Origin of the sequence: Streptomyces sp. NPDC046977 (genome assembly GCF_040644455.1) — a bacterium.
In the GTDB taxonomy this organism is placed as follows: Bacteria; Actinomycetota; Actinomycetes; order Streptomycetales; family Streptomycetaceae; genus Actinacidiphila.
In genome coordinates, this window is the sequence record NZ_JBEYWO010000039.1 from 1 (window position 1) to 25843 (window position 25843).

General features: G+C 73.0%; 26 protein-coding genes, 1 pseudogene and 1 riboswitch. Of the genes and pseudogenes, 9 read left to right on the forward strand and 18 right to left on the reverse strand.

The features are described from left to right. From ABZ883_RS37545 to ABZ883_RS37560, 4 genes and pseudogenes are all read right to left on the reverse strand, one after another. Positions 1-580: pseudogene (locus ABZ883_RS37545) on the reverse strand (electron transfer flavoprotein subunit alpha/FixB family protein); the annotation flags it as partial. A gap of 39 nt (positions 581-619) precedes the next feature. Then, a complete protein-coding gene (locus tag ABZ883_RS37550) occupies positions 620-1405 on the reverse strand; it encodes an electron transfer flavoprotein subunit beta/FixA family protein (RefSeq protein WP_360914750.1) in 786 nt (261 codons plus the stop codon). A 199-nt stretch (positions 1406-1604) separates the two neighbouring features. After that, positions 1605-2219 (reverse strand): flavin reductase family protein, encoded by a 615-nt coding sequence (locus tag ABZ883_RS37555; RefSeq protein ID WP_360914753.1) that lies wholly within the window; start codon positions 2217-2219, stop codon positions 1605-1607. A 195-nt stretch (positions 2220-2414) separates the two neighbouring features. Then, positions 2415-2828, reverse strand: coding sequence for a thioredoxin family protein (locus tag ABZ883_RS37560; RefSeq protein WP_360914756.1), 414 nt, complete (start codon positions 2826-2828; stop codon positions 2415-2417). Positions 2829-2916: 88 nt separating this feature from the next. Between ABZ883_RS37560 and ABZ883_RS37565 the strand changes: the two genes are divergently transcribed. The 3 genes from ABZ883_RS37565 to ABZ883_RS37575 all read left to right on the forward strand — a co-directional run bounded on the left by ABZ883_RS37565 (position 2917) and on the right by ABZ883_RS37575 (position 5630). Continuing rightward, positions 2917-3333 (forward strand): DUF4395 domain-containing protein, encoded by a 417-nt coding sequence (locus ABZ883_RS37565; RefSeq protein ID WP_360914759.1) that lies wholly within the window; start codon positions 2917-2919, stop codon positions 3331-3333. Positions 3334-3475: 142 nt separating this feature from the next. Further along, a complete protein-coding gene (locus ABZ883_RS37570; protein WP_360914762.1) occupies positions 3476-4216 on the forward strand; it encodes a lysophospholipid acyltransferase family protein in 741 nt (246 codons plus the stop codon). Positions 4217-4739: 523 nt separating this feature from the next. Next, a complete protein-coding gene (locus ABZ883_RS37575; protein ID WP_360914947.1) occupies positions 4740-5630 on the forward strand; it encodes a DUF3048 domain-containing protein in 891 nt (296 codons plus the stop codon). A gap of 3 nt (positions 5631-5633) precedes the next feature. Here the strand turns inward: ABZ883_RS37575 and ABZ883_RS37580 are convergent, their stop codons facing one another. After that, complete coding sequence (locus ABZ883_RS37580) at positions 5634-6029, reverse strand: STAS domain-containing protein (RefSeq protein ID WP_360914765.1); 396 nt, start codon at positions 6027-6029, stop codon at positions 5634-5636. Between the two features lie 134 nt (positions 6030-6163). Further along, positions 6164-7321 carry a Xaa-Pro peptidase family protein gene (locus tag ABZ883_RS37585; RefSeq protein ID WP_360914768.1) on the reverse strand — a complete coding sequence of 386 codons (1158 nt, stop codon included), beginning with the start codon at positions 7319-7321 and terminating at the stop codon, positions 6164-6166. Between the two features lie 72 nt (positions 7322-7393). On the opposite strand from ABZ883_RS37585, the gene ABZ883_RS37590 reads away from it, so the two are divergent. Further along, positions 7394-8020, forward strand: coding sequence for a hypothetical protein (locus ABZ883_RS37590; protein ID WP_360914771.1), 627 nt, complete (start codon positions 7394-7396; stop codon positions 8018-8020). Between the two features lie 381 nt (positions 8021-8401). After that, on the forward strand, positions 8402-10306 hold the full coding sequence (locus ABZ883_RS37595) for an AAA family ATPase (RefSeq protein ID WP_360914774.1): 1905 nt from the start codon (positions 8402-8404) through the stop codon (positions 10304-10306). Between the two features lie 69 nt (positions 10307-10375). On the opposite strand, the gene ABZ883_RS37600 is transcribed toward ABZ883_RS37595, so the two are convergent. From ABZ883_RS37600 to ABZ883_RS37650, 11 genes are all read right to left on the reverse strand, one after another. Continuing rightward, positions 10376-11473, reverse strand: a complete 1098-nt coding sequence (locus ABZ883_RS37600) for a hemolysin family protein (RefSeq protein ID WP_360914777.1) — start codon at positions 11471-11473, stop codon at positions 10376-10378. Next, the gene (locus ABZ883_RS37605) at positions 11470-12810 is read right to left on the reverse strand and encodes a hemolysin family protein (RefSeq protein WP_360914780.1); all 1341 of its coding nucleotides are present in this window, start codon (positions 12808-12810) and stop codon (positions 11470-11472) included. The genes ABZ883_RS37600 and ABZ883_RS37605 overlap by 4 nt, the downstream gene beginning before the upstream one ends. A 135-nt stretch (positions 12811-12945) precedes the next feature. Beyond that, positions 12946-13452 carry a PH domain-containing protein gene (locus tag ABZ883_RS37610; protein WP_360914783.1) on the reverse strand — a complete coding sequence of 169 codons (507 nt, stop codon included), beginning with the start codon at positions 13450-13452 and terminating at the stop codon, positions 12946-12948. Continuing rightward, positions 13449-14303, reverse strand: coding sequence for an ATP phosphoribosyltransferase (hisG, locus tag ABZ883_RS37615; RefSeq protein ID WP_360914786.1), 855 nt, complete (start codon positions 14301-14303; stop codon positions 13449-13451). Before hisG ends, ABZ883_RS37610 begins: the two co-directional genes overlap by 4 nt. 99 nt (positions 14304-14402) lie before the next feature. Continuing rightward, complete coding sequence (locus ABZ883_RS37620; RefSeq protein WP_360914790.1) at positions 14403-14675, reverse strand: phosphoribosyl-ATP diphosphatase; 273 nt, start codon at positions 14673-14675, stop codon at positions 14403-14405. A gap of 32 nt (positions 14676-14707) precedes the next feature. Then, positions 14708-15193, reverse strand: coding sequence for a 6,7-dimethyl-8-ribityllumazine synthase (ribH, locus tag ABZ883_RS37625; RefSeq protein WP_360914793.1), 486 nt, complete (start codon positions 15191-15193; stop codon positions 14708-14710). A gap of 93 nt (positions 15194-15286) precedes the next feature. Beyond that, positions 15287-16576, reverse strand: a complete 1290-nt coding sequence (locus tag ABZ883_RS37630; RefSeq protein WP_360914796.1) for a bifunctional 3,4-dihydroxy-2-butanone-4-phosphate synthase/GTP cyclohydrolase II — start codon at positions 16574-16576, stop codon at positions 15287-15289. Further along, positions 16573-17229, reverse strand: a complete 657-nt coding sequence (locus ABZ883_RS37635; protein ID WP_360914799.1) for a nicotinamide mononucleotide transporter family protein — start codon at positions 17227-17229, stop codon at positions 16573-16575. Before ABZ883_RS37635 ends, ABZ883_RS37630 begins: the two co-directional genes overlap by 4 nt. Continuing rightward, on the reverse strand, positions 17226-17843 hold the full coding sequence (locus tag ABZ883_RS37640; protein ID WP_360914802.1) for a riboflavin synthase: 618 nt from the start codon (positions 17841-17843) through the stop codon (positions 17226-17228). The genes ABZ883_RS37635 and ABZ883_RS37640 overlap by 4 nt, the downstream gene beginning before the upstream one ends. After that, a complete protein-coding gene (gene ribD, locus ABZ883_RS37645; protein WP_360914805.1) occupies positions 17844-18935 on the reverse strand; it encodes a bifunctional diaminohydroxyphosphoribosylaminopyrimidine deaminase/5-amino-6-(5-phosphoribosylamino)uracil reductase RibD in 1092 nt (363 codons plus the stop codon). Positions 18936-19102: 167 nt separating this feature from the next. Next, positions 19103-19233: riboswitch (FMN riboswitch) on the reverse strand. A 325-nt stretch (positions 19234-19558) separates the two neighbouring features. Beyond that, positions 19559-20767 (reverse strand): ROK family protein, encoded by a 1209-nt coding sequence (locus ABZ883_RS37650; protein ID WP_360914808.1) that lies wholly within the window; start codon positions 20765-20767, stop codon positions 19559-19561. Between the two features lie 126 nt (positions 20768-20893). Here ABZ883_RS37650 and ABZ883_RS37655 point away from each other — a divergent pair, with 126 nt between their 5' ends. Then, complete coding sequence (locus tag ABZ883_RS37655) at positions 20894-22111, forward strand: MFS transporter (RefSeq protein ID WP_360914811.1); 1218 nt, start codon at positions 20894-20896, stop codon at positions 22109-22111. Positions 22112-22121: 10 nt separating this feature from the next. Further along, complete coding sequence (locus tag ABZ883_RS37660) at positions 22122-22658, forward strand: GNAT family N-acetyltransferase (RefSeq protein ID WP_360914814.1); 537 nt, start codon at positions 22122-22124, stop codon at positions 22656-22658. Between the two features lie 560 nt (positions 22659-23218). Here ABZ883_RS37660 and ABZ883_RS37665 read toward each other — a convergent pair. After that, complete coding sequence (locus tag ABZ883_RS37665; RefSeq protein ID WP_360914817.1) at positions 23219-24091, reverse strand: helix-turn-helix transcriptional regulator; 873 nt, start codon at positions 24089-24091, stop codon at positions 23219-23221. Between the two features lie 120 nt (positions 24092-24211). On the opposite strand from ABZ883_RS37665, the gene ABZ883_RS37670 reads away from it, so the two are divergent. Continuing rightward, entirely contained in the window at positions 24212-25075 is an 864-nt protein-coding gene (locus ABZ883_RS37670; protein WP_360914820.1) for an NAD(P)-dependent oxidoreductase, read from the forward strand. Between the two features lie 70 nt (positions 25076-25145). Then, positions 25146-25835: a DUF5995 family protein gene (locus ABZ883_RS37675; protein ID WP_360914823.1), complete on the forward strand. Its 690-nt coding sequence runs from the start codon at positions 25146-25148 to the stop codon at positions 25833-25835. The last annotated feature ends 8 nt before the right edge of the window (positions 25836-25843 follow it).

Consider the following 25843-nt stretch of genomic DNA (forward strand, 5'->3'; position numbering starts at 1 on the left):
GACCCGTCGACTCCCGCGCCGTCCGCGACACCACCCGCGCACCCCGAGCCAGCGCACCGAACGACACCGCCAGCTCCTCCACCGCACCCGCCGCCGCAACAGCCTCCACCGGCGCCGAGTTCGGCTTCACCGTGATCACCGGCACGCCGGACGTCACCCGCGACCGCGTCGTGAACGACGCCGCGAACACCGACTGCGTGGCCACCGCACCCTCATCACCGGCCACCACATCCACCGCGTCGGTGATCAGACCCGACCCCAGCCGCAACGCCAACCGCGCCGCGACCTCCTTGCCCTCACCCGACGACGCCACCAGCACCGCCACCGGACCCACCACCTTGGCGGCCGCCTCCAAAGCGTCCACCTTCGGCACCACCAAGAACTCCGCGAACTCCGCCGCGTCATTCACCAGCACCCGCACCGCACCATGCGCACCCAGCACACCCGCAGTCGCCCCGGCACCCGCACCCAACGCCACCGCCACCGGCTCACCCAGCCGACGCGCGATCGTCAACAACTCCAGCGTCGGCTTACGCACCGCACCATCAACATGGTCCACAAAGACCAGGACTTCACCCATGGAAACTCGAACTCCTCGCAGAACAGACGGACAAGCGGATCAGATGAACTTCTGGCTCACGAGGAACTCCGCGAGCTGCCTGCCGCCCTCGCCCTCGTCCTTCACGATCGTCCCCGCCGAACGCGCCGGACGCGCCGCCGCCTCCACGACCTCGGTCCACGCACCCGCCAGACCCACCGACCCAGCATCGATCCCCAGATCGGCCAGGTCCAGGGACTCCACCGGCTTCTTCTTCGCCGCCATGATCCCCTTGAACGACGGATACCGCGCCTCACCCGACTGGTCCGTCACCGACACCACCGCCGGCAACGCCGCCTCCACCTGCTCCGACGCCGTGTCACCATCACGCCGACCCGACACCGTGCCACCGGCGACCGCCACCTGCGACAGCAACGTCACCTGCGGCACCCCCAACCGCTCCGCCACCAACGCCGGCACCACACCCGCCGTCCCATCGGTGGACGCCATCCCCGTCACCACCAGATCGAACCCCACACGCTCGACCGCCCTCGCCAGCACCAGCGACGTCGCCATCACATCAGACCCGTGCAAGCCCTCGTCCTCGACATGCACCGCCTTGTCCGCACCCATCGACAACGCCTTGCGCAACGCGTCCTTCGCATCCTCAGGACCCACCGTCACCACCGTCACCTCAGCGTCCCCCGACGCCTCGGCAATCTGCAACGCCTGCTCCACCGCATACTCGTCCAACTCCGACAACAGACCGTCCACCGCATCACGATCCGTCGTCAGATCCCCCGCGAAGTGACGATCACCCGTCGCATCAGGCACGTACTTCACCGCTACAACAATCCTCAAGCTCACGTGTGCTCTCCTACTACTGCGTCGGGGTACGTCAACTGCCGAGTAAGGGCAGCATAGGCGCCTTGGACTGCTGCTCCCCGCCGGGACGCTGCGGCGCTCCGGCAGAAATATTACTCGCCAGTACAGTCCGCTCCCTCCCCCTGCGCAAGGGTGGGAACTGTGACGTTGCCGACGCGGCCGGGCGCCTCCGCGGCCGTGCTCAGTGGCGCAACGCGTTGAATCGGCCCTGGTGGTAGAGGAGCGGCCGGGCGGGGCCGTCCGGGGCGCCGGCGACGGCCTGCGCGATCACGACGCGGTGGTCACCGGCGGGTATGCGGGACACGACGCGGGCGACGAGCCAGGCCGACACGTCCTCCAGCAGGGGTACGCCGTACGGACCGGGGGCCCACGCCGTGGGCGGGGCGAAGCGGTCGGCGCCGCTGCGCGCGAAGGTGGCCGCGAGGTCCTCCTGGTGCTCGCCGAGGATGTGGACCCCGAGGTACGCGGCATCGGCGACCGTCCGCCAGGCCGAGCCCGCGGTGCTGATGCCGAACGACACCAGGGGAGGTTCCGCGGAGACGGAGGTGAGCGAGGTGGCGGTGAAGCCGGCCGGGCGCGTGCCGGCCGCGGTGATGACGGCGACGCCCGCGGCGTGGCGGCGGAAGACCGACCGGAAGGCGTCGGCACCGAAGACATCGGAGCCGAAGACGCCGGACGCCGGGACTTCCTCGCCTGCGGTGTATGCCGGGGAAACGGCGCCCTCCGGGTACGCCGCTGCGGGCAGTTCGGTCGGGGCGGGACTGGCCTGGGTGCCGAGATCGGGGGACGCGGTCATGAAGTTGTCCTCTTGGTGCTGTCGAGCCGGAGGCGTGCTGGCTTGTGGACGCTCAGCGGCGGTGACAGCGGGCGCTCGCGTGCCGACCGAGGTCGACGTCGAAGCGGGCGAAGAGAAAGAGGTCTCGCGACATAACGTCAGACTGACAATCAGGGTGCCGCGCCGTCAAGGGCGCACGGAGGGGTGGGACGGGCGTCATACCGCGGCGCCGAGGGCCGCGATGACGTCGGCCTTGCGGGGCTGCCCCGCCGCGCGCCGGACGATCGCGCCGTTCGCGTCGAGCACCAGGACGGTCGGGGTCTTCAGGATGCCGAGCCGCCGGACGAGGTCGAGGTGCGCCTCCGCGTCGATCTCGACGTGCGCGACCCCGTCGACCATCCGGACGACGTCCTCCAGGGTGCGTCGTGTCGCACGGCAGGGGGCGCAGAACGCGCTGGAGAACTGGACGAGCGTGGCCCGCTCGCCGAGCGCCGCGCCGATCTCACCGGCCGTCAGCAGTTCCGCGGTGTCCTTGTCCCGCACACGTATCCTTCCGTCGCGCCGCCGGTGCACCAGTCCGAAGACCGCGGCCGCGGCCAGCACCGCGACACAGACCACGAGTCCCGTCATGTCCGCCCTCCCCCGCGATTGCAGCGTTCACAGGACTGCCATGATTCCCGGGGGTCCGGCCGGGCCGCTGTCCGGAATCATGACTGCCATGAGCTCTCACGCCATTGATGCCCGAGGACCGCGGTTCGCCGCAAGCCTGACGACGGTCGTGCTGGCCGCCGTTCTCGTCACCGGCAGCGGCTGGCTGCTCGCCGTCCAGGCGCTCGTGTTCGCGGTGGGCGCGGCGCTGGGTGTGCAGCACTCACCCTATGGGCTGCTGTTCCGCACGGTGGTACGCCCCCGGCTGGGACCGCCGACCGGGACCGAGGACCCGGCGCCCCCGCGCTTCGCGCAGGCGGTGGGGCTGGTGTTCGCGGTGATCGGGCTGGTCGGCTGGTTCGCCGGGCCCCAGTGGCTGGGGATGGCGGCGACCGGTTGCGCGTTGGCGGCGGCGTTCCTCAACGCGGTGTTCGCCTACTGCCTCGGCTGCGAGATGTACCTGCTGGTGCGTCGTACGACCGGGTGACGTGATGAGAATCTCGCCCAGGCGCGGGCACGCGGGATGACACGGCACCCGTTTACGGTGCACGATCAGCCCGCGGTCGCAAACCTACGGCCGCGTAACTTCCACCGGGGGCCACCCCCTACGAAGAAAAGGGGCCCCACGCATGGCCGAACTCGTCTACCCACCCGTCATCGGCTTCGCGCGCACGATGTTCCGGGTGCAGGGCCTGCGCTTCGACATCTCCGGTACGGAGCACGTGCCGCGCAACGGCGGCGCGCTGCTCGTCAGCAACCACATCGGCTACCTTGACTTCGTCTTCGCGGGTCTCACGGCGCTCCCGGCCAAGCGCCTGGTGCGCTTCATGGCCAAGGAGTCGGTGTTCCGGCACAAGGTGTCCGGGCCGCTGATGCGGGCGATGAAGCACATCCCGGTGGACCGTTCGGAAGGCATGCACGCGTACAAGCACGCCCTGTCCGCCCTGCGTTCCGGCGAGATCATCGGGGTCTTCCCCGAGGCGACGATCTCGCAGTCGTTCACGCTCAAGTCCTTCAAGTCGGGCGCGGCGCGCCTGGCGATTGAGGCCGGGGTACCGCTGCTGCCGGTCGCCCTGTGGGGCACCCAGCGCATGTGGACCAAGGGGCAGCCGCGCCAGCTCGGCCGCAACCGCTTCCCGATCTCGATCCGCGTGGGCGAGCAGATGGAGGCGGGCGAGAACGAGAAGCCCGGTGCGCTCACCCGCCGTCTGCGGCTGCGCATCCAGGAGTTGCTGGAGGACGCGCAGCGCGCCTACACCGGCCGCCCGTCCGGTCCCGACGACCACTGGTGGCTGCCCGCGCACCTCGGCGGTACCGCGCCCACCCCTGAGGCCGTGGCCGCCCAGGAGCGGACCGCCGCGGAGGGCTGAGGGCACACCCGCGCGGCGGCACCACCGCGTACGGCGGCCCAACGGTCGCCGATCCCGGGGTTGTTGCCGCGCGGCCCGCACGGGTCCCGACCGGCGGCGTACGGGCCGTACGACACACAAAGGCATGCGCGGCCCCGGCACAGTCATGCGGAGCCGGGGCCGCCGCTTGCCGCCGGGCGGCCGTATCGCGCACGGCCGGGCACCCTGTCCGCCGCCGCCCGATCGGCCGACGTGCCGCTCTGGGGAACCGGCTCCCTGTGACGGATACTGAAAAGGCAAGGCAGTTCGGCAATTGATTTTCCTGTAGCGGTATATCTATGCAGTCCGAGAGGCGGCTGTGGTGGACCGTGGAGGAAGACGCGCCGGCAACCCGACCGTCACGGGCGCACTGGCCGTGGTCGCGGTGCTGGCCGTGCTGATCGTGCTCGTCTGGGGGGCGCTCGCCCGGCACGGCGGCCCTGACCGGGCGTCGGACGCGCCCGGGCGCCGTACTCCCCCGGCGGCCACGCCGTCCGCGTCCCCACTGCCGTCCCCGTCGGCCGTGGGCGAGCGCTCGCCGTTCACGGGACTGCCGCAGGACCGGGCCCGCCCCGTGCTCGCCGTGAAGATCGACAACGTCGGCCCGGCCCGCCCGCAGACCGGGATCGACCGGGCCGACCTGGTGTACGTGGAGGAGGTCGAGGCGGGACTCACCCGCATCCTGGCCGTGTTCTCCGGGCCCCCCGCCGACCTGCCGGACCGGGTCGGGCCGGTGCGCAGCGCCCGCGAGTCGGACCTGGAGCTGCTGCGCCAGTTCGGCCGGCCCGCGCTCGCCTTCTCCGGCGCGCAGAGCAGGCTGCTGCCGGTGATCGCGGCCGCACCGGTGCACGACGTCTCCCCCGCCCACGCCAGTGGGGCGTACGCGCGCGACGGCTCCCGTCCCGCCCCGCACAATCTCTACGCCTCTCCGGCGCGGCTGCTGGCCGCCGCCCCGGACGCCTCGACCGCCCACGACATCGGCTTCCGCTTCGGCCACGCGCCCTCCGGGGGCGCCGCCGCGACCACTCGCACCGTCCGGTTCCCCGCCGGTTCGGCCGGCCTGCGCTGGTCGGCCGAACGTCAGCGCTGGCTGGTCTCGTTCGACGGCCGGCCGGCCTCCGCGACGGGCTCGGGGCAGTTGGGCGCGCCCACGGTCGTGATCCAGTACGTGACCGTGCGCACCTCGCGCTACCACGACCGCTGGGGCAGCATCTCGCCGTACAGCGAGACCGTCGGTTCGGGCGACGCGGAAGTGCTCCGCGACGGCAAGGCGTTCCGGGCGCACTGGTCGCGTCCCGACGCGGACGGCGGGACGCGGTTCACCACCGGGCAGGGCGCGCCGATGACCTTCGCACGCGGCCCGGTGTGGATCGTGCTGGCGCCGCGTCCCTCGTAGACCTCAGGCGATCGCGCCCCCGGTGGCGGCCGACGGGCCGGGGGTGCCGCGTGCGGCGAGCGCCGAGGCGAGGTCGGCGTGGACCGCGAAGACCCCGGTCGTCCGCGTCAGCCGCAGCAGCCGCAGCACGGGCGGGTTGTCGGCGACGAGGCCGAAACGCCCGCCGCGCTCCAGAGTGCGCCGGCGCGCGCGGATCAGCACGGACAGGCCGCCGCAGTCGAGGAAGTCCAGCCCGCGCAGGTCCACCACGAGGTCGAGGTGCGGCCCGGCGCACGCCTCGTCCAGGCGCGCGCCGACGCTTTCCCCCGCGTACAGATCGAGCTCCCCCCACACCTCCACCACGGTGGCGCCGCCGACCACCCACTGACGCACCCCGAAGTCGTGCTCGTTGTCGAACAAAGCCGGCCCCCCGACTCCCGTACCCTGCTGGGCCCCTGACGCTCCGGCGTACGCCGCGCGCATTTCGGCGCGCCGCGCACACCCCCGTGGGTCCGGGATACCCCCCAGCGGTACCCGGCGTCAACACATCGGGACTAACCCGGCAGGACCACCAGTTCCCGGGCGGTCTGGTTGAGCCGCTCCCCGCCCTCGGCGGTGCAGACCGCGATGTCCTCGATACGGGCGCCGAAGCGGCCGGGCAGGTAGATCCCCGGCTCGATGGAGAAGGCCATGCCGGGCTCCAAGGGGCGTGCACTGCCCGCCACGATGTACGGCTCCTCGTGGGTCTCCAGGCCGATGCCGTGACCCGTGCGGTGGATGAAGTGCTCCCCGTACCCGGCCGCGGCGATGATGTCCCGCCCGACGGCGTCCAGTTCCTCCGCCGTCACGCCCGGGCGCACGGCCTGGGTCTGGGCCTGCTGGGCGGCAAGAAGCACCTCGTACAGTTCCCGGAACTCCGCGGGGGGCTCGCCCACGGCGTAGGTGCGGGTGGAGTCGGAGCAGTAGCCCTCCTGCGTGGTGCCGCCGATGTCGACCACGACGGGGTCGCCGCCGCGGATGACGCGGTCGGAGACCTCGTGGTGCGGGCTGGCGCCGTTGGGACCGGAGGCCACGATCACGAAGTCGACCGTGGTGTGGCCCGCTTCGAGCACGGCCTCGGCGATGTCGCGGGCGGCCTCGCGCTCGGTGCGCCCGGCAGTGACCCACTCGCCGATGCGCCGGTGCACCCGGTCGATGGCGGCGGCGGCGCGCCGCAGCGCGTCGATCTCGGCGGGCGTCTTGCGCATGCGCAGGTCGCGCAGCACCTCGCCGGCCAGGCTCTGCTCGGCGCCGGGCAGCGCGGCGCGCAGGGCGAGCACCTTCTCCGCCCACATGTGGTTGTCGACCGCGACGCGACCGCCGCCCGCGGTCCGCGGCAGACGACGGGCGACGAGCGCGTACGGGTCCTCGGTCTCGGCCCAGCCGACGATCTCCACGCCGAGGCCGCCGAGCGGCGAGATCTCGGCGCCCGGCTTCTCCAGTTCCGGCACGACGAGGAACGGCTCGCCGAGCACCGGCAGCGCGAGGCAGACCAGGCGCTCGGTGAGATGGGCGTGGTAGCCGGTCAGATAGCGCAGATCGGGCCCGGGGGACACGAGGAGCGCGTCGAGCCCGGCGTCGGCGGCGGCCTTGCGGGCCAGTTCGAGGCGTTCGGCCGGGTAGAGGGGCGCCGCGGGGGCGCCATGGCCGGGAGCAAGGGGGGTGTCGGTCACGACTCTCACCGTAGACGCCCCTGGCGCCCGGCGCAGGCCGCCCGCGTCGGCGCAGGTCGTAGGCTTGCCGGGATGGACGATCACACCGCTCCCGATCCGCTCCCGGCGCTCGCCGCCCTGCTGCGCTCGCTGCCGCCGTCCTGCGGGCCGGTGCGGCTGGTCGCGGTCGACGGACACGCCGGCGCGGGGAAGACGACCTTCTCCGCCGCGCTGTCCCGGGCGCTCGGCGGGGCGCCCGTGGTGCACCTGGACGATCTGGCCACCCATGACGAGCTGTTCGCCTGGACGGACCGGCTCCGGGAACAGGTGCTGGAACCGCTGAGCCGGGGCAGGACGGCGCGGCCCGCGAAGTACGACTGGGTGGCACGGCGCTTCGGCCCGCTCCTCGACGTGCCCCCGGCACCGGTGGTCCTCGTCGAGGGAGTGGGCGCGGGACGGCGGGCGGTGCGGCCGTGGCTGACGCGCACCGTGTGGCTGGACGTCCCCCGCGACACCGCCAGGGAGCGCGGCGAACGGCGGGACGGCCCGCAACTCGCCGGTTTCTGGGCCGGATGGATGCGCGCGCAGGACGCCCATTTCGCCGCCGACCCCACACGTCCCTTCGCCGACCTGCTGGTGCGGCAGGTGCCGAATGGGTACGAGATACGCGAATCACCCTCCGGAACACCCTTGGCGCACACGGCCGATCACCCAGCGTGACCACGCCCGGCGGCTGCCCCGGCCCCCTCCGGCGGGCCCCCGGGCGGGGCTCCGGGGCGGCTTGACCCGGGGGCCGTACAGGACTTACGTTCTGAATGCGCGGTCATGTACGACCGCCCCACGACGCGAAGCCCCCGGTTGTTCCCCCGTGACCGGGGGCTTCGTTCTGCCCTGGACGGGTGATCCGGCCCCGTACGGCAGCGAATTGCTCACCCAACGTCACGGTCCGCGTGGCTCTACGGTCTGTCCCGCCTGCACGGGTACCATGCGATCGGGGTGCGAGGAGATGCGTCCGCGGTGCGCACCCCGTATCAACTCCCGCCCCGGGACGTGTGGTTGGGGCGGTGGGAGACACCGGGGGGAACGGTTGGTGGGGACCTGATGGATTTCGGCACGGAACATCCCGGCTCCCCTGCCGATCTCGCCTGGGTGCGGGCAGTGGACGCCTACACGATGGGTGCGTACGCCCAGGCCGAGGAGGAGTTCCGGGCGGCCGTCCGGCTCGACCCCGGCATGGCCGACGCCTGGCTCGGGCTGCACGCCCTGCGCGCGGACACCGCCACCGCGCTGCTGCAGATGTACCGGCACCGCGACCGCTTCGGCGAGCAGCGCCGGTCCCGCCGCCGCTCGATGAACTCCTGGTACTGGCTGGGCTGGTGGGTGCAGCCGGTCCTGGAGACCCGGCGCGACCTGCTGCTGGCGCACGCCTCGCACTGGCTCGACGGACGCCACATCGCCGAGCTGGACCGGGCGCTGGCCGAGTGCCCGCCCGTCGACACCGACCCGCACGTCCGCTTCCTGCACGCCTGCCGGGCCTACCTGGTCAAGGACTGGGACCAACTGGTGCGACACACCGAGCCGTTGCTCGGCGACGGTATCCTCGGCATCGAGGCGGGCCTGTTCGGCGGCATGGCCCGGGTGCGGCTGGAGCTGTACGGGCAGGCCGAACCGCTGCTGGTCACCGCCCTGATGCGGTGCCGCAGCGAGCAGCCGCAGCGCAAGGAGCTGCGCTACTGGCTCGCCCGTGCCTACGAGGGCACCGGCCGCACCGCCGCCGCACTGCCGCTGTACCGGGCCGTGCACCGCGTCGACCCCGGTTTCATGGACACCTCGGCACGCCTCACGGCCATCGACGAGGCGGACGGCCTGGGCGACGAGTCCGCCGACTACGCCTCCGTCGCCATGCCGGGCTTCGGGCAGACCGCCCCCGAGGGGCTGTCGCCCGACCCCGATCCCCTGGACGCGCGCGGCGGCGCGATGGGCGTCGCGGGCGGCGGAACGGGCGGCTCGGTGCTGGACGACCCGCTCGGCGGCACCGGCCCGATCGACGACGACATCCGGGAGAAGGCGGTCCTGCCCGTCTCCCCCATCCCGCCCCAGGTGCCGGTGATCGCGCCCGACCCGGTGCTGCTCGCCCAGGCGCTGGCGGAGCTGGACCGCATGGTGGGGCTCGAACCGGTCAAGCGCCAGGTCCGCGCGTTGTCGGCGCAGCTGCGCATGGCCCGGCTGCGGGCCGGCCAAGGACTGCCCGTGCAGCCCCCGAAGCGGCACTTCGTCTTCTCGGGACCGTCGGGCACGGGGAAGACCACCGTCGCCCGTATCCTCGGCCGGGTCTTCTACGCCCTGGGGCTGCTCGGCGGCGATCATCTGGTGGAGGCCCAACGGGCCGATCTGGTCGGGGAGTTCCTCGGCCAGACCGCGGTGAAGGCCAATGAGCTGATCGACTCCGCCCTCGGCGGCGTGCTGTTCGTGGACGAGGCGTACGCCCTGTCCAACTCCGGCTACAGCAAGGGCGACGCGTACGGCGACGAGGCCCTGCAGGTGCTCCTCAAGCGCGCCGAGGACAACCGCGACCGCCTCGTGGTGATCCTGGCCGGCTACCCGGAGGGCATGGACCGCCTGCTGGCGGCCAACCCCGGGCTCGGTTCGCGCTTCACCACCCGCGTCGACTTCCCGAGCTACCGCCCGCAGGAGCTCACGGACATCGGCGAGGTCCTCGCCGCCGACAACGGCGACCGGTGGGACGAGGAGGCGCTGGAGGAACTGCTGGCGATCAGCGGCCATGTCGTCGACCAGGGCTGGATCGACGAGCTCGGCAACGGGCGCTTCCTGCGCACGCTCTACGAGAAGAGCTGCGCCTACCGGGATCTGCGCCTGTCCGGCTACGCGGGCCCGCCGTCACGCGACGACTTGTCGACCTTGCGACTGCCCGATCTGATGCAGGCCTACGGCGAGGTGCTGTCGGGCCGCGGTCCGGGGCTGTCACCGCCGGAGCCGCTGGACTGAGCGGCCCGGTCCGGCCCGTACGAGCCGAGCACGCGGAAGGGCCCGGGCGGTCGCCCGGGCCCTTCCGCGTCAGCTCGCCAGCGCCTGGGAGGCGTGGACGCTCTCCCGTTCGGGAGCCGCCGGCTCCCGCTCGGCGTCCGTCTCCCGGTGGGCCGGGTCGCGGACCTCGCCCACCAGCATCTCCAGTACGTCCTCCAGGGCGACCAGCCCCAGCACCCGCCCGCTCGCGTCCGCGACCGCCGCCAGGTGCGACGCGGCGCGCCGCATCTGGGTCAGCGCGTCGTCGAGCGGCAGCTCGGCGCGCAGGGTGGCCATCGGCCGCCAGAGCCGGGAGGGCACCGGGCGGTCCGGGTCTTCCAGGTCGAGGACGTCCTTGACGTGCAGATAGCCGAGGTAGACACCGTCCGGCCCGGCCACCGGGTAGCGGGAGTAGCCGGTGCGGACCGTCAGCTCCTCGATCTCCGCGGAGGTGACCGTCGCGTCGACCGTGACCAGTTCCTCGGGGGCCAGCAGGACGTCGGTGACCGGGCGGCTGCCCAGCTCGAGCGCGTCCTCCAGGCGTTCCTGCGCGTCGTCGTCGAGGAGTCCCGCCTGCCGGGCGTCCTCGACGAGCGCGGTCAGCTCCTCGCTGGTGAAGACCGCGTCGATCTCGTCCTTGGGCTCGACCCGGAACAGCCGCAGGATGATCCTGGCGCTCCAGCCCAGCACCGCGATGACGGGCCGGAACAGCCGGGCGAAGCCCACGAGGCCCGGGCTCAGCCAGAGCGCGGTCTTCTCGGGCGCGGCCATGGCCAGGTTCTTCGGCACCATCTCGCCGATGACCAGGTGGAGGAAGACCACCACGGCCAGCGCGATCACATAGCCCGCCGGGTGGACCAGGCCGTCCGGGAGGTGGACGGCGACGAAGAGCGGCTCCAGCAGATGGGCCACGGTCGGCTCGGCGACCGCGCCCAGCGTCAGGGAGCACACCGTGATGCCGAACTGGGCGGCCGCCATCATCTGCGGCAGGTTCTCCAGACCGTGCAGCACGGTTCTGGCCCGCCGGTGGGTGCCGGCGAGGGGTTCGATCTGGCTGCGCCGTACGGAGACCAGCGCGAACTCGGCACCGACGAAGAAGCCGTTGCCGAGCACCAGCAGGGCGGCGAAGAACAGTTGCAGGAAGCTCATCGGTCGCGCTCCTGCCCCGCCTGCGGCTCGTCGAACCCGACGCGCACCAGGCGAACCCTTTCGGCACGGTGGTGCGCCACTTCGCGCACCCGCAGCTCCCAGCCGGGCAGCACCGCCGTGTCACCCGGTTCCGGGATGCGTTCCAGCAGGTCGGCGACGAGACCGGCGACGGTCTCGTAGGGGCCCTCGGGCGCCTCGAGTCCTATGCGCTCCAGCAGGTCCACGCGGCAGCCGCCGTCGGCGTCCCACGCGGGCCGGCCGCCCTCGGCGGGCACCTGGGCCAGCTCCGGGAGGTCGGCCGAGTCGTGCTCGTCGCGGACCTCGCCGACGAGTTCCTCGACGATGTCCTCCAGGGTCACCACGCCGGCCGTGCCGCCGTACTCGTCGACCACGACGGCGATCGGCTGCTCGCGCCGCAGCCGCTCCAGCAGGGGCTGGACGGGCAGCGTCTCGGGGACGAGCAGCGGCGCCACCGTGATCCGCCCAACCGGGGTGCGGTCGCGCTCGTGGGCCGGGACGGCGAGGGCGTCCTTCAGGCTCGCCATGCCGACGATGTCGTCCAGCCGCTCCCGGTAGACCGGGAAGCGGGACAGCCCGGTGGCCCGGGTGAGGTTGAGCACGTCGGCGGCGGTGGCGGTGTCCTGGAGGGCACTGACCCGTACGCGCGGGGTCATCACGTTCTCCGTCGTGAGGTCGCCGAGCGAGATCGTGCGGACGAAGAGGTCCGCGGTGTCCTGCTCGATCACCCCGGCCTGCGCGGAGTGCCGGGCGAGCGAGACCAGCTCGGTCGGGGTACGGGCGGAGGCGAGCTCCTCCGCGGGCTCGACACCGAGGGCGCGTACCAGGCGGTTGGCGGCCGTGTTGAGCAGTTCGATCACCGGGCGGAACGCGGCGGAGAAGACCCGCTGCGGTCCGGCCACGAAACGGGCCACCTGGAGCGGGCGGGAGACCGCCCAGTTCTTGGGGACCAGCTCGCCGACGACCATCTGGACGGCCGAGGCGAGGATCATGCCGACGACCACCGCGATGGCGGGCGCGGCCCCGGAGGGCACGCCGACCGTGGTGAGCGGCCCGGACAGCAGGTGGGCCAGTGCGGGCTCGGCGAGCATGCCCACGACCAGCGAGGTGATCGTGATGCCGAGCTGCGTGCCGGAGAGCTGGAAGGAGAGCTTGCGCAGCGACTCGACGACGCTGAGCGCCCGTCGGTCGCCCTCGGCGGCCGCGCGTTCCGCAGCCGGCCGCTCCACGGTCACCAGGCCGAATTCGGCGGCGACGAAGAAGCCGTTCGCGAGGATGAGGACAAAGGCTGCCCCGAGGAGCAGCAACGAGGTGTTCATGCCGCCGCTCCGGGATGTCGGTGCGGAGGGGCGGCGCAGGTACTACCGGACGGTCCGTCCATCGTGGCTTGGGTGTCACTCCTCGGGTCGTTGCGGGGTTCCAGAGTAATGAAGAATCGGGGCGGGGCGGCAGGTCTACTGCGCCGAGGTCCCGCCCGAGCCGTGGACCTCGGCCAGCGCGCGCAGCCCCCGCGCGTCGCGCAGCGCGCCGGCGCGGCCGATGCCGGGCTGAATACCCATGGCGGCCAGGCTCGTTCCGTCGGCCAGATCGAGGTAGACCCAGGGATCGCCGGGCCGCAGATTCACCCGGATCACCTGCGCCCATTCCAGTCGGCGCCGGGTGGTGAGATTGACCACGGTGACGCCGTCGCGGTCGGCGACGACCTTGGGACGGCTGAGCAGCACCAGCACCCCGCTGACGATCACCCCGGTCAGGACCATCCAGGCGCGGTCCGAGGTGTGCCAGGGCCGGGCCCCGTCGGAGGGAAGCAGGACGGCGATCGCGACGAAGGCCGCGAGCAGCCCGGCGCCCAGGGTCAGCAGCACCGCGCGGGTACGCGTGGGCCGGAAGGTGACGGGCAGCTCGGGGAGGTCCGCGGACACGGCGGGGCCGGCGGCCGGGGCGCGATGGGCGGGGTTCACAGGCGGCAGGCGTGGATGCCGGTGGTCAGGATCGCCCGGGCGCCCAGGTCGTAGAGCTCGTCCATGATCCGCTGGGCGTCCTTGCTGGGGACCATGGCGCGCACGGCGACCCAGCCCTCGTGGTGCAGCGGGGAGACGGTGGGCGACTCCAGGCCGGGCGTCAGGGCGATGGCCCGCTCGACGTGCTCGACCCGGATGTCGTAGTCCATCATCACGTAGCGCCGGGCCACCAGGACGCCCTGGAGGCGGCGCAGGAACTGCTGCACCTTCGGCTCCACCGTCGTGTCGGCCTCGCCGGTGCGGCGGATGACGACGGCCTCGGAGTCCAGGATCGGCTCGCCGACGACCTCCAGGCCGGCATTGCGCAGCGAGGTGCCGGTCTCCACGACGTCGGCGATGACCTGCGCGACACCGAGCTGGATCGCGGTCTCGACCGCGCCGTCCAGCCGGACGACGGAGGCGTCGACCGAGTGGTCGGCCAGGTGCCGCTGAACGACCGTCGGGTAGGACGTCGCGATCGTCAGGCCCCCGAACTCCTTCACGTCCGTCACCGTGCCCGGCACGGTGGCGTAGCGGAAGGTGGAACGGGCGAAGCCGAGCTGGAGGATCTCCTCGGCGTTGGCGGCGGAGTCCAGCAGCAGGTCGCGGCCCGTGATGCCGATGTCCAGGCGCCCGGAGCCGACGTAGACGGCGATGTCGCGCGGGCGCAGGTAGAAGAACTCGACGTCGTTCTCGCCGTCGACGAGGACGAGTTCCTTGGTGTCCTTGCGCTGCCGGTAGCCGGCCTCATGCAGCATCGCCGACGCAGGCCCGGACAGTGAACCCTTGTTGGGGACGGCGATGCGCAGCATGAGCGAGTTCCTTTGCAGCTCGGCGTAGGGCGGGACGGACGGACCGGAAGGACGAGAAGGACGGTGAGGTCGGGAAGGTGACGCGCAGGGTGGCGCTGCTCACAGATGAGCGTATACGTCGTCCAGGGCGATGCCCCGGGCGACCATCATCACCTGCAGGTGGTACAGCAGCTGGGAGATCTCCTCCGCGGTGCGGTCGGCGCCCTCGTACTCGGCGGCCATCCACACCTCTGCGGCCTCCTCGACCACCTTCTTGCCGATCGCATGCACGCCCTTGCCGACCAGTTCGGCGGTGCGGGACGTGCTGGGGTCGCCAGTGGCGGCCTTCTGCTGGAGCTCCGTGAAGAGCTCCTCGAATGTCTTCTTGGCCATGGTGGTCCCACCCTACGCGGAACTGCCCTACCTCACCGCCACGGCTCGGACACCGAACGCAGGATCGTCGCGGTGGCGACCGCGGCAGTGACCGCCTCGTGCCCCTTGTCCTCGTTGGAGCCGGGCAGTCCGGCCCGGTCCAGCGCCTGTTCCTCGGTGTCGCACGTCAGCACGCCGAAGCCGACGGGCACGCCGGTGTCCACCGAGACCTGGGTCAGACCCTGGGTGACGCCCTGGCAGACGTACTCAAAGTGCGGCGTGCCGCCGCGGATCACGACGCCGAGCGCGACGATCGCGTCGTAGCCGCGGTCGGCCATCGCCTTGGCGGCGACCGGCAGTTCGAAACTGCCGGGCACCCGGATCAGGGTGGGCTCGTCGATGCCCAGGTCACCGAGCGCGCGCACGGCGCCGTCGACCAGCCCGTCCATCACCTGCTCGTGCCACTGGGCCGCGATGACGGCCACACGCAGGTCGCCGCAGTTCTTCACGGACAGTTCGGGGGCGCCCTTACCGCTCACGTGCGTCTTCTCCTTGCTCGATGCTGTCGATGTGCTGTTGGTACTGGTGGTCCGGGTGGTCTGAGCAGTCCGGGCCACCGGACCGGGACCGGCCTACTGGTTGTGGTAGGCGGCGTTCGGGGCCGGGTCGAGCCACGGCAGGTCGTGGCCCATGCGGTCCCGCTTGGTGCGCAGGTACCGCAGGTTGTGCTCGCCGGCGGCGATGGGCATGGCCACCCGTTCAGTGACCTTCAGGCCGTGGCGCGTCAGCGCGTCGGTCTTGTCGGGGTTGTTGGTCATCAGACGCAGGGAGACCACGCCGAGGTCGGCGAGCATCTGGGCCGCGGCGCCGTAGTCGCGGGCGTCGGCGGGCAGGCCGAGCTCCAGGTTGGCGTCGAGGGTGTCGCGGCCGCGCTCCTGGAGTTCGTACGCGCGCAGCTTGGACAGCAGCCCGATCCCCCGGCCCTCGTGACCGCGGAGGTAGACCACGACGCCGCGCCCCTCGGACGCCACTCGTTCGAGCGAGGCCTGCAGCTGCGGGCCGCAGTCACACCGCTGGGAGCCGAACACGTCGCCGGTCAGGCACTCGGAGTGGACGCGGGCCAGCACGTCCTCCCCGTCGCCGATCTCGCCCGCCACGAGCGCGATGTGCTCGATGCCGTCGGCGGCGTCGCGGTACCCGTAGGCCCGGAAGTCGCCGTAGGCGGTGGGCAGACGGGTCTCCGCCTCGCGGCGGACGGTGGGCTCGGCGGAGCGGCGGTGGTCGATGAGGTCCTCGATCGAGATGATGGCAAGACCGTGCTTGCGGGCGAAGGTCATCAGGTCGGGAAGACGGGCCATGGTGCCGTCCTCGTTGGCGATCTCCACGATCGCGGCGGCGGGGCGCAGACCGGCCAGCCGGGCCAGGTCCACACCGGCCTCGGTGTGGCCGTTGCGGGTGAGCACACCGCCGGCCCGGGCGCGCAGCGGGAAGACGTGGCCGGGCCGGACGAAGTCGCCGGGCTCGGTGCCGCCGGTGGCGAGCAGCCGGATGGTGGTCGCCCGGTCGGCGGCCGAGATGCCGGTGGTGACGCCGTGGGCCGCGCTCGCGTCGACGGACACGGTGAAGGCGGTCTTCATGGACTCGGTGTTGGATGCCACCATCTGCGGCAGCTCCAGCCGGTCCAGGTCGGCCTCCTCCATCGGCACGCAGATCAGTCCGCGGCACTCGGACATCATGAAGGCGACGATCTCGGGCGTGGCCTTCTCGGCCGCGATGACGAGGTCGCCCTCGTTCTCGCGGTCCTCGTCGTCGACGACGACGACCGGGCGGCCTGCCGCGATGTCGGCGATGGCGCGCTCGACGGAGTCCAGGACGATCGGCTCGTCCTTCACCTCGTACAGGCTGTGCAGTGCGGTGCTCATGCTGCTGCCGCTCCTTCCAGGGCGGGCGCCTTGGGGCGCGGGACGCGGGTCTGCTGCCACCAGGCGTGCATGCCGGCGATCACCAGGACGAAGTAGAGGACGTAGACGAAGGCGGAGAACTTCAGGCCGCTGTTCCAGGCCAGCGGGACGCCGACGACGTCGACCGCGAGCCAGGCGAACCAGAACTCCACCCAGCCGCGGGCCATGGCGACCATCGCGGCGACGGTGCCGACGAAGATGTACGCGTCGGGCCAGGGGTTCCAGGACAGCGACGGGTAGAGGGTGAACAGCCCCACGACCGCGAGGAGGCCGGCGACGGTTCCGCCGGCGAGCAGGCCCCGCTCCCGCCACGTGGCGAATCGGATCGCGATCCCTCCGGAACCGCGGGCGCCGCGGCGCCACTGGACCCAGCCCCACACGGCGACACCGATCACCAGCAGCTGCTTGCCGACGCCACCGGTGAGGTGCGCGGACCAGTTGGCCGCCACCAGGACGACGCCGGACAGCAGTTGGACGGGCCAGGCCCACACCGACCGCCGCCAGCCGAACGCGAGCCCGGCCAGGCCGAGGCTGTTGCCCACCACGTCGGTCCACAGGAAGTCCTGGCCGAACGCGGAGAAGGCGGACCCGTTCAGGGCGTCGAGGGCACTCACCGCTCCGCCGCCCTCGGTGTCGTGGCACGGTCCCCGTACAGCCGCTCGACGTACTTGGCGATGACGTCGACCTCGAGGTTCACCGGGTCGCCGGACTGCTTGAAGCCCAGCGTGGTCAGGCCGAGGGTGGTGGGGATCAGGCTGACGGTGAAGGAGTCGGGGCCGGCCTCGACGACGGTCAGGCTGATGCCGTCGACGGTGATGGAGCCCTTCTCGACCACGTAGCGGGACAGTTCCTGCGGCAGCGAGATCCGGACGATCTCCCAGTGCTCCGCGGGCACGCGCTCCACGATCGCGCCGGTGCCGTCCACGTGGCCCTGGACGAGGTGGCCGCCGAGGCGGCCGCCGAGGGCCATGGGACGCTCCAGGTTGACCTTGCCGCCGGGGCGCAGCGCGCCGAGGCTGGACCGCTTGAGCGTCTCGGCCATCACGTCCGCGGTGAACTCGCCCTCGCCGGTCTCGACGACGGTGAGGCACACGCCGTTGACCGCGATCGAGTCGCCGTGCTTGGCGCCTTCGGTGACGAGCGGGCCGCGCAGACGGAAACGGGAGGCGTCGCCCAGGTCCTCGACGGCGACGACGTCGCCCAGCTCTTCGACGATTCCGGTGAACACTCAGTTCTCCTCAATTCGGCTCGGGTATGCGGTAATACGCAGGTCGGGGCCGATGTGTTCGGTCGCGGCGACGTCGAGCCGCAACGCCTGCGAGATGGTCGTGATTCCCGCGTCGCCGAGAGCGGCCGCTCCGGCGCCGAGCAGGACGGGGGCGAGGTAGGCGACGACCTTGTCGACGGCCCCCGCGGCGAGGAACGCGCCGGCCATCGTGGGCCCGCCCTCGAGGAGTACGGAACGGACGCCGCGGCCGTGGAGCTCACCGAGCAGCGCGTGCACGGCGACGCCGTTGCCGGTGCGCGGGAGCCGCGCGATGTCGACGCCGGGCAGGTGCTCGGTGTCGGCGTCCTCGGCGACGGCGATCAGGGTGGGGGCGGCGTCGTCCAGGACGCGGGCGCCGGGCCGGATCTTGGCGTTGGTGTCGACCACGACGCGCAGCGGCTGGGTGAAGGAGCCCGTGAGACCGCGTACGGCCAGATGGGGGTCGTCGGCGCGCAAGGTGCCGGAACCGACGACGACGGCGTCGGACTCGGCGCGCAGCCGGTGGACGTCCGCGCGGGAGGCCGCGGAGCTGATCCAGCGGCTGGTGCCGTCGGCGGCCGCGATCCGGCCGTCGAGGGTGCTCGCGTACTTCCACACCACGAAGGGGCGCCGTTCACGGGTGGCGGTGAGCCAGACCTCGTTGCCGCGGGCGGCCTCGGCGGCCAGCAGGCCGCTCTCCACATCGACCCCGGCGGCGGTCAGGGTGGCCCCGCCGCCGGTGGCCGCGGGGGTGGGATCGCCGACGGCGTAGACGACACGGGAGACCCCGGCGGCGATCAGCGCCTGCGCGCAGGGGCCGGTGCGGCCGGTGTGGTTGCACGGTTCCAGGGTGACGACGGCGGTGCCGCCGCGGGCGGCGTCCCCGGCGGCGCGGAGCGCGTGGACCTCCGCGTGCGGGCCTCCGGCCTGCTGGTGCCAGCCCTCTCCCACCACCTGTCCGCGGGCGTCGAGGATCACGGCGCCGACGACGGGGTTGGGGCTGGTGGAGCCCAGACCGCGGGCGGCGAGCTCTATGGCCCGGCGCATCGCGTCGGCTTCACCTGGTGTGGCCACCGGGTCCTCCTGCCTCTTCGGGCACGGACTCCGGGGCTGCGCGGGAAACGGAACGGGGATACGGATCCGGGAGACGCCGGGTCGGAGGGGTGGCCGCGCAGGTCCGTGTCGTCGTATCCGGGGACACGCACTCGCGCTGCCGCCGACGGCGTACCGGTTCCTGCCCGCCGCGCACTGCCTCCCATCCGGACTTTAACCGTCGGTCCAGGAATCTCACCTGGTCAACCGGCCGCTGGATGCGGACGGGTCGCGGACTGTAACCGCCGGTTCGGAGTTTCACCGACCCCGGAGTGCGCTGAACGTCACTGGTACTGCACTCAGTCTGCCACGGACGATCGATGCATATGCAATGGCCTGCTGTGGGGTCTCTCACACGCCAATGGCGCCCACCCATTGACGCCACTGGTCTAGTCCTCTTAGTCTGCCGCCAACGCCCTTGCCGGGCAGCCCCCTTCGGAGGCCCGAGGTGCCCCACGCACCCGTGCCACCACGGCCCGGCACCAGGACGGACCCGACCGCAGACGCCGACTCCGCCCCGACCGCGGGCTCCCGCGGACCGCCGACACCTCCCCCCACACACGCCCGGCGGCGGAAGGGCGTCTCCCCCGCCGTCGGGCCGGACGTCACACGTCCGGGCTGAACAGCGCGTCCTGCGCGGCGTCCCGCGCCGACAGCAGGGCGCCGCGGAGCACGGCACTGCCCGTGACCGTCCCCGCCCGCACCTCCGTGGGCAGCGGGGACATGCGCGCGAGCCGCTCGGCGACCCGGGCGGCCAGGTCCCCGGCCCCGGCCCGGCCGACCTCGCCGCCCAGGACGACGCAGCCCGGGTCGAGCACCGCGCAGACCGCCGCCACGCCTATGGCCACCCGGTCCGCCAGCGCGTCCAGGAACAGCTCGCCCCGCTTGCCGCCCGTCCGCGCCCCCGCGACCACCGCCTCCGCGGCGGGCGCGTCGTCCTCGTCCCCCGGCACCGGCAGCCCGTGCGCGCGGGCCAGCGCGCACACGGCCGCGCTGCCCGCCAGCGAGTGGAAGCCGCCCCCGCACCCGCTCGCCGTGGGCAGCTCGAACGTCCCGGGAACCGGCAGGAAGCCGATCTCCCCCGTACCGCCGGAGGCACCGCGGCGCAGCACACCGCCCAGCACCACCGCGGCGCCGACACCATGGCCGAGCCACAGCAGCACGAACGTCTCGCGGTCGCGGACCGAACCGAGCCGCTGCTCGGCGACGGCGGCGAGGTTGACCTCGTTCTCCAGCAGCACCGGCGCGTCGATCCGCCGGCGCAATTCGGCCACCAGGGCGGAGTGCCAGGCCGGCAGCTGACCGGTGGCGCGCAGCTCACCGGTGGCCGGGTCGACCAGGCCGGGCGCGCCGACCGCGATCGTGTGCAGCGCCGTGGCGCCCGCGCGCCGCGCGGTGCGCTCCAGCAGGGCGACCGAGCGGGTGACCGTCCGCCGGGGGTCGCCGAGCGGGTCGACGGGCAGCACGGCGCTGCCGATCGTGACGCCCAGCAGGTCGGCGACCTCGATGGCGACGCTGTGCGTGCGCACGTCGAACGCGGCCAGATGGGCGCGGTCGGCGACGATGCCGTACAACCGCGCGTTGGGACCCCGCCGGTCGGCGCCCGTCTCGCCGACGACCGTCACCAGACCCGCCTCCTGCAGCCGCTCGACGAGGTCGGCGACGCTCGGACGGGACAGCCCCGTCAGCTCCTTGATCTGCGACGCGGTCAACGGCCCCTGGCTCTGCAGCAGTTCGAGCGCCAGCCGGTCGTTGATCGCACGGGCCGTACGGGGGGACGCGGTACGGCCGACGAGCGGGCGGAGGGCACTCATGACGGGGATCCTTCCAGAAGCCCCGGCCCGTGGGCCGGGAACGGCTGCATTCCGGCTATCTTTCAGGAAGCCTGCCTGTTAATTTACAGAAGCGGACCACGGGGCGGGACACTGGGAGGGATCACCATGGCGACGACCACGACGAGGAAGACCGAGCCGCGGCTGCGACGGGCCCATCTGGCCGTCGCCGCGATCTTCGCCGTACACGGCTCCGTCAGCGGCAGCTTCGCCACCCGGATCCCCTGGATCCAGGAGCACGCGGGCCTCAGCGCCGGACAGCTCGGCTTCGCCCTCGTCTTCGCCGCCCTCGGCGCCTCCGCCGCCATGCCGCTCGCCGCGCGCATCGCCCACGTGCTCGGCATGCGCGCCGCGCTGCGCGTCCTGATCGGCCTGTGGTGCGCCTCACTGGCGCTGCCCGCGCTCTCCCCCGGACTGCCCTGGCTGTGCGGGGCGATGCTGGTCTACGGCGCCTCGGCTGGCATGGCCGACGTCGTCATGAACGCCCAGGGCGTCGAGGTCGAGGAACGCCTCGGCCGGTCGATCATGTCCGGGCTGCACGGCATGTGGAGCGCCGGCGCGCTGATCGGCTCCCTCGTCGGCGTCGTCGCCGCCCACGCCGGACTCGACGCGCGCGTCCACCTCGCGACCGTCGCCGCCGTACTCGTCGCGACCGGGCTGCTGGTCTGCGGCGGCGTCCTGGACCTGCGGCCCGCCCAGCACGAGGAGGCCCCCGCCCGCTTCGCGCTGCCGCCGCGCTCCGCCCTGGTCATCGGCGCGATCGGCTTCTGCGCCGTCTTCGCGGAGGGCGCCAGCATGGACTGGAGCGCGGTCTACCTCCGCGACATCGCCGCCGCCTCCCCCGCTGTCGCCGCCGCCTCCTACACCGCCTTCGCCTGCACCATGGCCGTCTCCCGCCTCCTCGGCGACATCGTCGTACGCCGCTTCGGCCCGGTCCGCACGGTCCGCGTCGGCGGCGTCCTCGCCACCGCGGGCGGCGTCCTCGTGGCCACCGCCGCCAACCAGATCGCGGCCATCGCGGGCTTCGCCCTCCTCGGCGTCGGCATAGCCGTCGTCGTACCGCTGTGCTTCGCCGCGGCCGGCCGCAGCGGGCCCAACCCGAGCCAGGCCATCGCGGGCGTCGCCACCGTCACCTACACCTCCGGGCTCGTCGCGCCCGCCGCCATCGGCTCCATCGCGCAGGCCAGCTCCCTCCAGGCCTCCTTCGGCCTGGTCACCCTGCTGGCCGCCGGGCTCACCCTCGGCGCGGGCGTCCTGCGCGCCGCCGGCACGTCGGCGGGCGAACCCGCCGACAAACCCGTCGCCGTGGCCACGCCCCATGCCTAGCCTGCACGGCATGCGGACCTTCCTGGAGACCGAGCGGCTACGCCTGCGGCACTTCACCGACAGCGACACCGACGCCGACCATCTGATCGGGCTCGACAGCGACCCCGAGGTCATGCGCTACCTCGGCAGCCCCACCCCCGCCGACGTCATCCGCCACGACGTCCTCCCGCGCTTCGCCCGCTCCCAGGTGTGGGCCGCCGAGGAGCGGACCACCGGGCAGTTCATCGGCTGGTTCGCCCTCACCCCGCGGGACGCCGGCCCCGCCGACGACCTCGAACTCGGCTACCGGCTGCGGCGCGCCGCCTGGGGCCGCGGCTACGCCACGGAGGGCGCCCGCGCGCTGGTGGCCAAGGCCTTCACGGACCTGGGGGCGCGGCGCGTGTACGCGGAGACGATGTTCGTCAACGCGCGGTCGCGGCGCGTGATGGAGAACGCGGGGCTGTCCTTTGTGCGGGTCTTTCACGAACAGTGGGAGGAGCCCTTGGCGGGCGCGGAACACGGGGAGGTCGAGTACGCCCTCCTCCGCACGGACTGGGCTTCCCCGTAAGGTCTTTTTCCCGCCCGCCCTCCCGTGTGCCCTGTGAAGTCACGCACCCCGACGCCAGTTGTTGGGGGGCCGGGTTCGGGGCCTCCGGGGCTGCCATTCTGGACAGCACATTTAGGTGCCTCAGGTACCCGCCTTGATCACTCCGGGTTGTGCACCCAAATATGCTCCACAGTCCAGAACACCACCCCTCCGACCCCGCCCCCTCCGTTTCACCATGCGCCTGATCGCCGGTGGGTGGTCTGAAGCGGCACCGTGCTCGGGCACCCGTAGGCGCCGCGCTGTCCACGTGCGCAGCCGTCACCGCCAACAGACACCCCACCGGCCGTAAGTCGCCCCAACGACCCCGGGAGGGGGTGCGCCGGGGGCCGCCCGCAGGGGACGAGCGGAGACCGCATGGTCGATGCCGAACGATGTAGGGGTAAACCGCGAGCCCCGAGGACGGACTCCGGAGCGGCGCCGACCCCCACGACGCACGCAGCGCGGGGCCCGCACTTACCGCGCCGGGCACACGGGAGGGAGGGCGGGGAAAAAACCAAGGCAGAAACCCTCACGCAGACAGCTCAGCCGACCGCCAGGTCCTGCAGCCCCACAACCTTCAGCAACCGCAACCGCTCGTACGCCTCCGTCCCCACCCCCGCACTGTGCAGAATAAGCCGCTGCCCCCCTTCCGCACTGACCAGCACCTCGCAGTCGAGTTCGAGCGTCCCCACGACCGGGTGCCGGAACCGCTTCGTCGCGAAGCGCCGGACCGCGACCTCGTGGGTGGCCCACAGGGCGGCGAACTCCGTGCTCGCGGCCCGCAGTTCCGCGACGAGGGCGGCCGCGGCCGCATCGTGGGGGCGGGCGGCGAGGACGGCCCGCAGATGCGCGACGTGGGCGCGTCCGAGGTCGTGGTGGTCCTCGGGCGGGAAGAGTTCGCGTGCCGCGGGGTCGGTGAACCAGCGGCGGACGAGGTTGCGCTGGGCCGGTGGCCGGGCCGAGGCGTCGCCGACGAGGGCGGCGGCCATGGCGTTCTGGGCGAGCACGTCGCCGAGGTCGCCGACGACTTGCGCAGGCGTGTCGTCGAGGCGGTCCAGGACGAGCAGGAGCCCTGGCCGTACGTGGGTGGAGCGGTGTGCGTCGCGGGGCGGTTCCTCGCCGCCGAGGTGGAAGAGGTGGTCGCGTTCGTCGTCGGTCAGCCGCAGGGCCCGGGCGAGGGCGCCGAGGATCTGCCGGGACGGCCGGGGGCCACGGGCCTGTTCCAGCCGCGTGTAGTAGTCGGCGGACATGCCGGCCAGTTGGGCGACCTCCTCGCGGCGCAGTCCCGGCGTGCGCCGCCGTGCGCCGGCCGACAGGCCCACGTCGGAGGGGGTCAGGCGGGCGCGGCGGCGGCGCAGGAAGTCGGCGAGTCCTGCGCGGTCGAGGACGGGGCTGGGGTCGGGGTGCGGGTCCACGGTTCCAGGATCGTCCCGGGGCGCGGCCGTATCCAGGGCCTGCCGGTCCCGGGATCAGGAGGTCTCTCCCCTGCCGCGCCGGGCCGCTGGAGGCTGGGCCCGTCGCGAGAGGAGACATCGATGCTGACATTGGTGACGGGCGCCACGGGACGGGTGGGCAGCCGCCTGGTGCCGCGGCTGCTGCAGTGGCGGCGCCCGGGGGACGAGGTGCGGGTGCTGGTGCGGGACGCGGAGCGCGGCGCGCCGTTCGCACGGCGGGGAGCGCAGGTGGTGACGGGCGATCTGCGGAACGAGGAGGACGTGCGGAAGGCGCTCGCGGGGGCGGACGCCGTGCTGAACCTCGCCGCAGTGTTCCGCGGCGACGCCGGGGACGGGGCGTGGGCTGTCAACCGGGAGGCGACCTTGGCGCTGGCCCGGCTGGCGGCCGCGGCCGGGGCGGTGCGCTTCGTGCAGGCAAGCACGAACCTGGTGTACGGACCGGGCCGGGGCCGCCCGGCGTGTGAGGACGACGAGCCGCTGCCGGGCGGCCCGTTGTGGGGCCCGTACCCGGAGTCGAAGGCGGAGGCCGAGCGGGGCCTGCTGGACCTGCACCGCGCGGTGGGCCTGGACGTGCGCGTCGGGCGCCTGGCGTTCGTGTACGGCGACGGCGACCCGCATCTGGCGGAGTCGCTGCGGTGGGCGGGCGGCTGGGCCGCGCACCAGCGGCTGCACATGGTGCACCACGCCGACGCGGCGCAGGGTTTCCTGCGGCTGCTGCGCACACCGGGCATCGGCGGCCGGGTGTACAACTTCGCCGACGACGCCCCCGTGACGGCGGTGGAGCTGCACTGGCTCAGTGGTGCGCAGGCACCGGCCGGCATGGCGGAGCGGGCGCTGCCCGACCCGTGGGCCGGGGTGGTGTCGACGGTGCGGGCCCGCGACGAACTGGGGTTCCGCCCGCAGTATCCGTCGGTGTGGGCGGCGCGCGACGCGGGCGTGCTCTGACTCACCCGATCCGGGGACGCCGCGGCCGCCGCTCCCCGTGGGCCGCGCGACCTGCTGCGACGCTGGGCCCATGACGACGGCACGGCGGGCCGCGCCCGCGGGCGTGGAGCAGGTGGTGGCGCGGATGCGGGCGCTGGGCGCGTCGCTGCCGCCGGGTGACGGCGTGGCGGTGTTCAACCGCGTCTATCTGTCGGTCACCGAGGAGCTGGTACGGCGGCTGGCCGCGGGCGCGTTCGGCGACCCGCCGGCCGCCGCCGAGCTGGGCGGCCGTTTCGCCGGCCGGTACCTGAGGGCGGTCGAGGGCGGCCTGGACGGGCGTGCGGTACCGGCCTGCTGGCGGCCGTTGCTCCTGCTGCGCGGGCACCCGGGCGTGCGCCCGGTGCAGTTCGCGCTCGCGGGCATCAACGCCCATGTGGGGCACGATCTCGCACTGTCGGTGGTGGACACCTGTGTGGCGCTGGCGTGCGAGCCCGCGTCACTGGAGGCGGATTTCGACCGGGTCGGGGAGCTGCTGACGGCGGTCGAGGAGCGGGTGCGCGAGGAGCTGATGCCGGGCCCCGACCTGCTGGACCTGGCCGATCCGCTGACCCATCTGGCCGGTTCGTGGAGCCTGGAACGCGCGCGGGACGCGGCGTGGGCCGCGTCCCGCGTGCTGTGGTCGCTGCGCGGACTGCCGGAGGTGTACGAGGAGTTCACCGAGAAGCTCGACGCGGGTGCCGGGCTGGTCGGCCGCTTCCTGCTGACCCCGCTGGGGCGCTGAGCGGTGGC